The 11,525-nt window shown below is 50.2% G+C and carries 5 protein-coding genes; 4 read left to right on the plus strand and 1 reads right to left on the minus strand.

What is annotated here, in order from left to right:
• The first annotated feature begins 96 nt into the window (after positions 1-96).
• Entirely contained in the window at positions 97-531 is a 435-nt protein-coding gene (locus BMW94_RS10530) for an NUDIX hydrolase (protein WP_090998062.1), read from the plus strand.
• Between the two features lie 53 nt (positions 532-584).
• Here BMW94_RS10530 and BMW94_RS10535 read toward each other — a convergent pair whose 3' ends face one another.
• Positions 585-1,586 carry a Na/Pi cotransporter family protein gene (locus tag BMW94_RS10535; protein WP_090998066.1) on the minus strand — a complete coding sequence of 334 codons (1,002 nt, stop codon included), beginning with the start codon at positions 1,584-1,586 and terminating at the stop codon, positions 585-587.
• Between the two features lie 515 nt (positions 1,587-2,101).
• On the opposite strand from BMW94_RS10535, the gene BMW94_RS10540 reads away from it, so the two are divergent.
• The 3 genes from BMW94_RS10540 (at position 2,102) to addA (ending at position 11,506) form a co-directional block, all read left to right on the plus strand.
• On the plus strand, positions 2,102-3,478 hold the full coding sequence (locus BMW94_RS10540; protein WP_090998068.1) for a class I SAM-dependent rRNA methyltransferase: 1,377 nt from the start codon (positions 2,102-2,104) through the stop codon (positions 3,476-3,478).
• A gap of 196 nt (positions 3,479-3,674) precedes the next feature.
• A complete protein-coding gene (gene addB, locus BMW94_RS10545; protein WP_090998071.1) occupies positions 3,675-7,178 on the plus strand; it encodes a helicase-exonuclease AddAB subunit AddB in 3,504 nt (1,167 codons plus the stop codon).
• Positions 7,175-11,506 (plus strand): helicase-exonuclease AddAB subunit AddA, encoded by a 4,332-nt coding sequence (addA, locus tag BMW94_RS10550; RefSeq protein ID WP_090998074.1) that lies wholly within the window; start codon positions 7,175-7,177, stop codon positions 11,504-11,506. Before addB ends, addA begins: the two co-directional genes overlap by 4 nt.
• Positions 11,507-11,525 lie beyond the last annotated feature (19 nt).

Consider the following 11,525-nt stretch of genomic DNA (forward strand, 5'->3'; position numbering starts at 1 on the left):
ACAAGGATTTCATTTCCTTGGGGAGCGTACCCGTGGAGATGAGGTCCTTCTTTTTCCAAAAAAGATGAAGTCAATTCCGTAATGGGGGAGAGCAATATGAACAAAAAAGAAATTTCAGCAGGCGGAGTCGTCTATCGCACGGGAGAAGACGGAAAGCTCCAAATTCAACTGATTGTAGATCGCTACGGCAAAACGACTCTCGCCAAGGGCAAAATGGAAGCTGGAGAAACGGTAGAACAGACCGCACTGCGTGAGATTCTGGAAGAGACGGGTATGGTCGGCCGAATTGTAGAACCCGTCGATATCATCGCCTATACGTATCAGCATGCTGAGTTTGGTCCGGTGGACAAGGAAGTTCATTATTATCTCGTTGAAGCGGAAAGCGGCGATCTGCAGCCTCAGATTGAAGAAATCAAAGGTGTGGATTGGTACGCTCCGGAAGAAGCTTGGTCCAGACAGCAGCAAAGTGGATACGATAATAACGATGACATTTTACGAGTGGCGCTGAACAAATTAGGCATTAACGTATAGCTGTTTTCTATTGAATGACGTAACGCTACTGTTTGTTGAGAGAGTTTTGAGCATCAGGCCACGGGTGACTTCGCCACTGGGGTGGAGACCGGTGGTTTTTTGTGCCAAATCGGCAAGTAACAGAACGGCAAGGCAAGCAGTGAACTGGTGACGTTAAAAAGGGTCTGGGCATGCGCAATCTGTGCCCCGTTATCCGCTGACAGCCAGGCCGAAGCTGCGTGCAGCTGGCCGATCAGCGGCATAAATAGCAGCGCCCCCGCAATGTTTAATACGACATGGGAGGCTGCGACAAATTTGCCTGCGGATGCTCCGCCAGCGGCTGCAATCACGGCGGTGATACAGGTCCCCACGTTTGATCCGATCACAATGGCGATGCCGATCTCCACAGGCAGTACTCCTGTGGCTGCGAGCGTAATGGCCATGCTGATGACGGCTGCGCTGCTATGAATGAGCGCCGTCAGACAGGCGCCTGCCAGAAAGCCCCACCACAAGCTGTCGGCTGATCGATCCAGAAACCACTGGAATACGCCCATACTACGCAGGGGCACGGCAATGGATTGCATCACTTGAATGCCTGTCATGACGAGGGCAAATCCGGCGGACGCGAGAAAGCTGTATTGTATGGTAAACAGTGTCCGGCGTGTGCGTTCAGGAGCGAACTGATTTCGTTCACCAAGCACAACAAAGACTGCCCAGCCTGTCAGAGACAAGGCAAGCAGAGGCAGGGAAACCCGTCCGATCTGCAGTCCGACCAACTCGGTGGTCAGGCACGTCCCGATGTTGGTACCGAGAATAATACCAAGTGTGCGTCCATAGGTAATCAATCTGGCGTTCGCCAGTCCAATAGTGAGTACGGTGACGGCGGTACTGCTTTGCAGCAGGGCAGTAGCGCCTGCGCTAAAAGCCATGCCTTTCCAGGGAGCAGAGGTAGCTCGGCCCAGCCATCCAGCCAGCATGGGCCCGGCCATCCGCTGTAAGGCTGTTTCCATCAGCTTCATCCCACCAAAAAAGATAAGAAGCCCATATAACAGGGGCAGCACAACATCTCTGAACATGAGTTAACATCATTCCTTCCGTGCATATCCTTATTCTCATCCTATGAGTAAATAAGGACAACCATGACAGGCTAACGGAATTCTGGAGTCAACAGCATTTGAAAGACCGATAATTTATCTTAAAGGTCACCCAAATTTACCGCGCCCCTATTCCAAAGATACGGAGATTCTGCAAACGCAGCGAAGGGAATGGAATTGGAACTGAAGAAGCGAAACGCTTACGCTCATATGGGTTGATCTAAAGATTCACACGATAACGGAGAGGGCAGAAAAAACCTGAAGAAGCGAAGCGCTCGCCTTTATCCCCGGATTTCCCCTTTTAAAAAAGGAATCAAAAAAATCTGGGGATAACAGCGATCGGAAGGTTGTTCTGTCATCGCAGTGGCAAGTGTGGAATTTGAGGTTCATCTGTACAATGATGTAACAGCGATCGAAAGTCCAATCCATCCCCGTAGCGGTCACCTTTGCACCAAACTATCTTTTCAACAACTAACTATGAAAGAAGTGGATCTATCTTGCCATCAGTTACACTGGAACGCAGCCGCAAAAAGCGGCTTGAACACGCACATCCATGGATATATAACAATGAAATCGCCTCTGTTGACGGAAACCCCGAGCCGGGAGATCTGGTCAACGTATTGAACCATCAAGGTCGCTATCTTGCGACGGGATACTATAATCCTGCATCTCAAATCACAGTTCGAGTCGTGGCCTATCAACCATTGGAGTTTGAACAGATGGACACCGCGTTTTTTGCAGCGCGTTTCCGCGATTGCTTGCGCCACCGGGAGCGTTTTATCCAGGATGGAGAGGCATACCGTCTCGTTTATGGGGAAGCTGATTTCCTGCCAGGACTGATCGTTGACCGTTTTGGCAGCATCCTTGTTGTTCAATTGCTCACACTCGGCATGGACCGTTGCCGCGAAGCGATTGTACAAGCTCTAATTGAAGTGATGCAGCCGGAAGGCATCTATGAACGTAGTGATGTGTCCATTCGTGAGCTGGAAGGTTTGGAGCAGACGAAAGGACCATTATATGGGGATTGCCCGCGCCATGTCACGGTAACGGAGAATGGATTGCTCATTAAGGTGGATATCGTAGAAGGCCAGAAGACAGGGTACTTCTTTGACCAGCGCGAGAATCGTGCAGCCATCCAACCACTTATGAAGGGTTGGGGTTACAAGAGTGGTATTACGCTCCAACAGACCGAGCAGGATGGTACGCAGCAGTTGCTTCCTGTGAATAAAAGTGGCAAGGTTGTGACGTTCCCTTATTGGGATGGGGCCACTGTGCTGGAATGTTTCTCCCACACAGGCAGCTTCACATTGAACGCCTGCAAATATGGAGCCAAAAAGGTAACATGCCTTGATATCTCAGAGCATGCGATTGAAAGTGCACGTACTAACGTAGAGCTGAACGGTTTCACTGACCGGGTTGAATTTGTCGTTGCGGATGCATTCCAATACTTGCGTGAGCAGGTGAAAGGCCTCGATGAGCGTAACGTACGTGCACGTGCTGGCGAACAGAAAGTGGATACGTCCAAAGCGCTTGCAGCCGGTGGTAAAACATTTGATGTGGTCATCCTCGATCCGCCAGCCTTTGCCAAAACGAAATCAGCAGTCAAAGGCGCATGCCGTGGATATAAGGATATCAATCTGCAAGGAATGAAGCTGGTGAATGAGGGCGGGTATCTGGTAACGGCAAGCTGTTCATACCACATGCGTCCGGATCTCTTCCTGGAAACCATTGCGGATGCAGCCGAAGATGCAGGCAAAGTACTGCGTCTGATCGACTGGAAAGCAGCCGGTAAGGATCACCCGCAAATTCTGGGCGTAGACGAAGGTCATTACCTGAAATTTGCCATCTTCGAAGTGCGCAGCAAAAAGAATTAATCGAGCGATTTCCATTTTAAATGGAACACATATTTATGCAAGGAGTCCACAGTTTTCATGAGCTGCGGGCTTTTTGCTATGCTCGCGCAGATGAACTATGGAATTGGCGGATAGTGGCAAACGTATGTTCCGAAGCAAGCCAGATATGTTATACTGGGAATTAAAATCTTGTTCGTGATGGTTTGGAGGATTAAACATGTCCGTACGCTTTGTTATTGGCCGGGCAGGCAGCGGCAAGAGTGCGCTGATTACCCGGGAAATCACATCCCTGCTACAAAAGGAACCGCAAGGTAAACCACTGATTCTGCTGGTCCCGGAACAGAGTTCGTTTCGAACCGAACAGTCACTGGTTTCTTCAGGTGCTATAAAAGGTACCATGCGTGCTGAAGTGCTTGGTTTTCGCCGATTGGCCTATCGGGTCATGCAGGAGGCAGGTGGTTCTGCACGTATTCCCATTGGAGCTGAAGGTAAAAAAATGCTGCTCTACAAAGTGCTCCAGCGTCGTAAGGAAGAATTGAAGCTGTTTGGAGCATCAGGCAGTCAGCTGGGATTTATCGGAGACTTGAATGATCTATACAGTGAGTTTAAACGTTATGAACTTGACCCCACTTCACTGGAAGAAGGACTTTCCGCATGGAATACTTCCTCTTCTGCACCGATTCTGGGAGACAAGCTGCATGACTTGCTTCTTATATACCGTGATTATGAAAAGGAATTAACCGAACTATATATCGATGATGAGGACACATTGACTGAACTAACAGAGCGGTTGCCGGAGAGCACGCTGCTGCAAGATGCACAGATCTGGATCGATGGATTTCAGGGATTTACCCCGCAGGAAATGAGTGTCATTGGAAGATTGATGCTGCAAGCTTCTTCCGTCACAATTGCATTGACGTTGGATCGTGCTTACGACCACGGTGCACTTCCAGGAGAACTGGAGCTGTTCCATCCCACAGCGAGTGCATATGCACGTCTTAAAGGCATGGCTGAGGATCTGGGTGTTCTTAATGAGACAACCGTGCTTCAACCGGAAGTTTTGCCAAGATATGAAGGCAGTCCTGGACTGGCGCATTTGGAGGCTGGCTTTGATCGTAGAGTCCGCTGGAAGAGTAATGAGCGTGATGCGGGTGTCCGACTTTACGCCGCTGAGAACCGCCGGGCTGAGATGGAAGGAGCACTTCGTGAGATGCGTCGTCTGGCGCAAGATGAAGGTGCGCGTTATCGAGATATGGCAGTGCTCGTTCGTCAGTTGGATACATATGCCGACATTGCTGAGCCCCTGTTCAGGGACTATGGCGTGCCTGTCTTTCTGGATCGGAGAAGAAATGAACTACATCATCCATTATCGGAATTTATTCGTTCAGCACTTGATATCGTTCGCCGTCGCTGGCGTTATGAGGATGTATTTCGCTGTGTGAAAACGGATCTGCTGCTTCCACGGGGCGGTTCCATTACACGTGAAGATATGGACCAGCTCGAAAATTATATATTAGCTTGCGGAATTCACGGATACCGCTGGACAGATGGCAAGCCATGGAAGTATGTACCCAGCCTGTCCTTGGAAGACAACGATCAGGATGTCCGCAGCCGGGGCCGGGAACAAATGCTGTCCTTAATGGAAAAATGCCGTACGGTGATTGTTGATCCACTGGGTGCTTTTGAGAAACGAATGAGCAAGGCAAAGACAGCTAAAGACCAATGTGCGGCGCTTTACAGATTACTGGAGGATGCCGAGATTCCTTGGAAGCTGGATCAGATGTCTGCAGAAGCCAAGGCTCAGGGTGATCCGGAACGTTCGAGAGAGCATCGTCAAATGTGGGGTGCCGTCCTTGATCTATTAGATCAGATGGTTGATATGATGGGGGCCGAACGGCTGGATATCGATTTATTTGCCGGGCTAATGGAGACTGGGTTAACCGAACTGAAGCTGGGACTTGTTCCTCCAGCGCTTGATCAAGTGTTGGTTGGATCGATGGATCGTACACGTCTTCAGGGTATCAAGTATGTATTTATTCTGGGTGCAGTAGAGGGTGAACTGCCTGCTGTGCCTCAGGATGATGGTGTATTAACTGAGCAGGAACGGCTGCTGTTGACGGAGAGAGGTTTGGGGCTTGGGCCAGGAGCAACAAGACAAATGTTGGATGAACGCTTTCTGATATATACAGCCCTGACAGCGGCGAGCACTCAGTTATGGCTGAGTTATCCCGTTGCAGATGATGAAGGGAAAACATTGCTACCTTCAGAAATTGTACGACATGTACGGAAGATGTTCGGTCTGCATGAGCAGCCATTACTTGCCCAGCCGCCGGTTACAAATGCTGAAGCGGTGCACTGGTCTTATGTTATTCATCCTGGTCAGAGCCTCTCTTATCTCATCGGACAGTTGCGCAGATGGCGCCGTGGAGAAGATATTCCTGAAATGTGGTGGGCGATCTATAACTGGCATGTCTCTCGGGAGACAAGCAGACCTCAGCTGAAACAATTGCTTGGATCGGTCTTTTATCGCAATCGGGCGTTACCTTTGCGTACGGCTACCAGCCGTAGATTATATGGTACAGAGGTAAGGACCAGTGTCTCCAGAATGGAGCGTTTTGTGGCGTGTGCGTTCTCCCATTTTGCATCCCATGGGCTGCGACTGAAAGAGCGCCAGTTGTACCGCTTGCAAGCCCCTGATATAGGACAATTGTTCCATGCTGCCTTGAGTCAGCTTGCGATGCGTTTGCGAGAGCAGAATCGCAGTTGGGGCAGTCTGTCTCCGGATGAATGTCGGAAGGAAGCGGAGCACACCGTGGAGCAGATTGCACCACAGTTGCAGGGAGAGATTTTGCTTAGCACGAAACGGTATGGTTATATCTTCCGCAAGCTGAAGGATATCGTTAGCCGGGCGTCGGTTATTCTGGGTGAACAGTCCAGACGAGGAAGCTTTGAACCGATTGGGTTGGAGCTTGATTTTGGGCCAGGTAAACCCCTGCCACCGCTTCGTTTTGAATTGGAAAATGGCTGTGTGATGGAGATTGTGGGGCGGATCGACCGCGTGGATGTGGCCGAAGGAGAGAACGGCCTGCTGCTGCGGGTTATTGATTACAAATCGAGCCAGACCGATCTCAAGCTGCATGAGGTGTATTATGGCCTGTCATTACAGATGCTCACGTACTTGGAGGTGCTGCTTAGTGCTGCCGAGGACTGGCTTGGAGAATCGGCGATGCCTGGAGGAACACTCTATTTCCATGTGCATAATCCATTGCTTCAATCCGCGAACGGCATGACTTCTGAGCAGGCAGGACAAGAACTGCTGAAACGGTTCAAAATGAAAGGCTTGCTGCTCGCGGATCGGGATGCGATCGCTCAAATGGACAATACCCTGGACAAAGGCTACTCAGCTATTATTCCAGTTGCGCTTAAGGCGGATGGCAGCTTTTATAGTAGTGCTTCTGTAGCTACGCCGGAGCAATGGGATACATTGCTTGCTTCAGTTCGCAGCAATATACGTGAGATTGGCACCCGGATTACGGACGGGGACGTGGCGATTGAACCTTACCGTATCCAGCAGGAGGTTGCATGTACCTTCTGTCCGTACAAGCCAGTCTGTCAATTTGATGAAAATATCGAAGGTAATGAATATAATCTGTTGTCCAAACCGGGCAAACAGCAAATCTGGGACATGCTGTCTCATGGCAAAGGAGGGGAAACATCATGACGAATATGCCAAAACCGGAGGGAAGCTTCTGGAGTGATGACCAATGGAGTGCCATCTCACAGAGTGGGGAAGACATCCTGGTTGCTGCTGCAGCGGGTTCCGGGAAGACGGCCGTATTGGTTGAACGAATTATTCGCAAGATTGCAGACCCTTCCCGTGGATTCAGCGTAGATCGTTTGCTGGTTGCGACATTTACGAAAGCTGCTGCGGCCGAGATGAAGCAGCGGATAAGGGAAGCACTGGAACGTGCACTTGAAGAGCAGCCTGCCGAAGAACATCTGCGCAAACAACTGTCATTGCTCGGGCGAGCATCCATTACGACACTGCATTCATTCTGTATGGAAGTCATTCGTCGTTATTATCAGCAAATACCGCTAAACCCGGCTTTCCGAATTCTGAATGAAAATGAAGCCGAAATTATGCGGCAGGAATTGTTGGAGCAGTTGTTTGAGGAAAAGTATGGGGAAGAAGACGAAGGCAGTACATTCCGTGAATTGGTGGATTGGTTCACTGGGGAACGGAACGATGATGCCATGCATCGACTTGTGCAGCGTTTGTATGATTTCTCACGCAGTCATTCTTGGCCGGATCATTGGCTTGCAGAGATGGCATCTGCTTTTCAAGTGGAAAGTGTCGAGGCACTTGGACATTCTGCATGGGTTCAGAGTATTTTGCGTGATGCCGCTCTTGCCCTGAGTGGTGCGGCTGGTCTGCTGCGTCAAGGGATCAGCATATCGATGCAGCCGGAAGGTCCGAAACCTTATGCAGATACATTAAAAGAAGATTTGGCAATGGTCGAAGAGCTTCTGTCAGCTGTTGAGGTCATGCCGTGGGAAAGATTGCCTGAAGTGTTTCAGCCAGCAGCTTTTGGCAAGCTGAAGCCTTGCAAAAAGGACCAGACAGACCCGGGGTTACAAGAACAGGTCAAGGAACTGCGTGAGGCTGCGAAAAAAGCCGTGACGGACCTGAAAGGGTCATTGTTTGGAAGAAGTGCATTTTCGTTCTGGCAGGAGCTGGAGCAGGCGGCACCACTAATGCAGGAGCTATCCAAGCTGGTCAGTGCATTTGGAGAGCGATACCGACAAGCCAAGCAGGAGCGCGGTCAGGTCGATTTTAGTGACCTGGAGCATTACTGTCTTCATATTTTGCGCCATGAAGATTCAACCCCCGAGCTGTCCATGCCTTCGGATGCAGCAATGGAATACCGGGCACGTTTCGATGAAGTGCTGCTGGATGAATATCAGGATACCAATACGGTGCAGGAAGATATCGTCAGATTGATCTCCAGAGAAAATCCTGGCAACCGCTTCATGGTTGGTGATGTAAAACAGAGCATTTACCGCTTTCGTCTGGCCGAGCCAGGTCTGTTTCTGAACAAGTACCGTCAATATGCAGCGAATACGGATATGGATGCAGATGAAGAGAGCAGCTCATTACGCCCTGGAAGACGTATTGATCTGGCGCGTAACTTCCGCAGTCGTGCAGAAGTGGTTCATTCGGTCAATATGTTGTTCAAACAGCTCATGAATGAAGGGGTAGCCGAGATTGCGTATGATGAACGAGCGCAGCTCGCTTATGGGGCTACTTTCCCGGCAGAGACGCTTGGAGATGAGGCATACACACCTGAACTCATATTGATCGATCGTCAAGGCGGAGGACCTGATCTGACGGAAAGCACGGATGAGAATGGGGATGCGTTACCTTCTGCTGAGCTGGAGAGTGCCGAGCTTGAAACCGCTCAGCTGGAGGCTCGGGCCATGGCTCGCCGTATTCGTGAAATGGTCGGAGATACGGATAAACCAGCCCTCAACGTTTATGATAAAGCCCTCAAATCCATGCGACCTGCGCGTTACGGAGACATTGTTATTTTGCTGCGTTCTGCCCTGATGTGGGCTCCACTCATGATTGAGGAATTCAGACAGCAGGGTATTCCTGCCGGAGGGGAGCAAAGCAAAGGGTATTTTCAGGCGACGGAAGTGGAAGTGATGTTGTCCTTGCTGCAGATTGTGGATAATCCAAGGCAGGATATACCGCTTGCTTCTGTGCTTCGTTCGCCGATTGTCGGACTGGATGAAGAGGAACTGGCTCAGATTCGCCTTGGGGACAAGCGACAGTCTTTCTATGATGCTGTTGTATCAGCTACAGGAGCATTCACTAGTTCGTTGAATGTTTTCGGGCAGCATGGTGAGAAAGCTTCGAATCCGGATTCATCTGCAATCCAGCTGCAATGGCCGGAAGCCTGGTCAGAAATGGAACAGGGTCACCGGGAGTCGGCAGTATCCGCCGAAGCAGACGTTATCGAACGTATACATGAATCCTCTGTACATGCAGATAAAGATGAGCTTCTGGATGCTGGTATAGATGCTGGTATAGATGCAAGTATGGGTGGAGGTATAAGCGACGATGCGGATAGGGACAACGGTACGAGCACAGAGCTGCAACAAAAGTTAATTCGCTTTATGCGTCAGTTGGAACATTGGCGACTTGAAGCCAGACAAGGCAGCTTGAGTGAACTCATTTGGCGCATGTACCGGGAAACGGGTTACCTGGACTGGGTTGGCGGCCTACCTGGAGGCATGCAGCGTCAAAGTAATTTGAAGGCTCTCTATGATCGTGCGCGGCAATATGAGGAGGCAACGGCCAATCGTGGATTGTTCCGCTTCCTGACCTATGTATCCAGACTACGTGAGAACGGGGGAGATCTTGGCACCGTAGCAAGTGGTTCTGGTGAGCAGGACAATGCGGTACGCATCATGACGATTCACCGGAGTAAGGGCTTGGAATTCCCTATTGTTTTTGTCGGGGGTATATCCAAGATGTTCAATCAGCAGGATCTGAACTCGCCGTTTCTGATGCATAAGGAGCTGGGGTTTGGCCCTAGGTTTGTAGACCGTGAGAATCGGGTTGCCTATCCAACCTTGGCGAATCTGGCGATTCGTCGTCGTGCCCAGTTTGAGCTGCTTGCCGAAGAGATGCGGGTGCTCTATGTGGCTCTGACCCGTCCAAAAGAGAAAATGATTTTGGTCGGTACGGTAAAAGATGTTGTTAAAAAGGCAGTGGCCTGGTCTCAGATTAAGGACAGTCCGGAACGGGTATTGCCTGACTATCTGCTTGCAGCCGGACGGAGTTATCTGGACTGGATCGGTCCATCCCTGATGAGACATCCAGACGCAGCTTTGCTGCGTGAACTTGCGGGAGGCACTGATTCATATGCTGCCTGTCTTGTGGATGATGAATCACGCTGGGGCATTTCCGTCATTTCTGCTGATCAAGTATCCCGGGAAATATTTGTGGATCAGACACTTGGTGAAGAAGACGGTATGACAGAAGTGCGGAAAGATCGAATTGCTGCCCTAAAAGCCGTTCAGCCTGTGGCGCTGTTTCCTTCCTCAACTGAAGAAGAGATGAGCGAGGATACACAAGATACAACACCACGAGACATCGGTGAGGGAGATGTATTATCAATAGGTGAGCAAGAGGGTCTACAACTGCTTCGTGAAGTAGATAAACGGCTTTCATGGACATATCCTCATCAAGCAGCAACGCAAGTAGCTGCCAGCACATCGGTTACCGAACTGAAGACATTGCTTGCCATGCAGGACCACCAGTCGTTACAGATGATGGAGGAAGTTGAAGAACAATCTGAGGCGTCCGTGGATTCTGAGGGGTATGAAGTGAAGGATGGAGGCTCGTCCTATAAATTGCATCTGCGTCGTCCCAAATTCATGGAGGAGAAACAATTGACTGGAGCCGAGCGAGGAACGGTGTATCATACGTTGATGCAGCATCTTCCTGTAGATGGTTCACCCGTTGATTCGCAAATCGTTGAGCAGACACTTTTGCGGTTAGTTGAGCTCCAGATTTTGCTCCCCCATCAGGCAGAGGTTATTGAATCTGATCAACTGGCCGGATTCTTCAATACAGAGCCTGGGACAGAGTTGTTGCGTGCGGAGTGGGTGAAACGGGAGATCCCGTTTATTTATGGACTCCCGGCACATCATTCTCCTGCGGAATGGCTCCATAGTCTGTCACCAGATGCAGGTATGCAAACGTTGGAGGAAGACGGTAAGATGCAGGCATCACTAGAAAATGAGACGGTGCTGGTACAGGGGATTATTGACTGCCTGTATGAGGTGGATGGCGAGCTTGTTTTGCTAGATTACAAGACAGACCGGGTGTTGGAGCATCGCGGTGGACTGGACAAACTGACGGAAAACTATCGTTTCCAGCTGGAGCTGTATGGCCGGGCTATTGAAGATATTCTGGGTCGGAAAGTCGACCGGAAGTGGCTGTACTTTTTTGATGGCGGACATGCTGTGAAACTATAAAGTGAAATTTTAAAACGGC

This window comes from Paenibacillus sp. OK003, from assembly GCF_900109515.1.
GTDB classification, from domain to species: domain Bacteria; phylum Bacillota; class Bacilli; order Paenibacillales; family Paenibacillaceae; genus Paenibacillus; species Paenibacillus marchantiae.

Coding starts and splice junctions, on each gene's coding strand:
- BMW94_RS10530 (WP_090998062.1), top strand. CDS start 97: ATGAACAAAAAAGAAATTTCAGCAGGCGGAGTCGTCTATCGCACGGGA.
- BMW94_RS10535 (WP_090998066.1), bottom strand. CDS start 1,586: ATGTTCAGAGATGTTGTGCTGCCCCTGTTATATGGGCTTCTTATCTTT.
- addB (WP_090998071.1), top strand. CDS start 3,675: ATGTCCGTACGCTTTGTTATTGGCCGGGCAGGCAGCGGCAAGAGTGCG.
- addA (WP_090998074.1), top strand. CDS start 7,175: ATGACGAATATGCCAAAACCGGAGGGAAGCTTCTGGAGTGATGACCAA.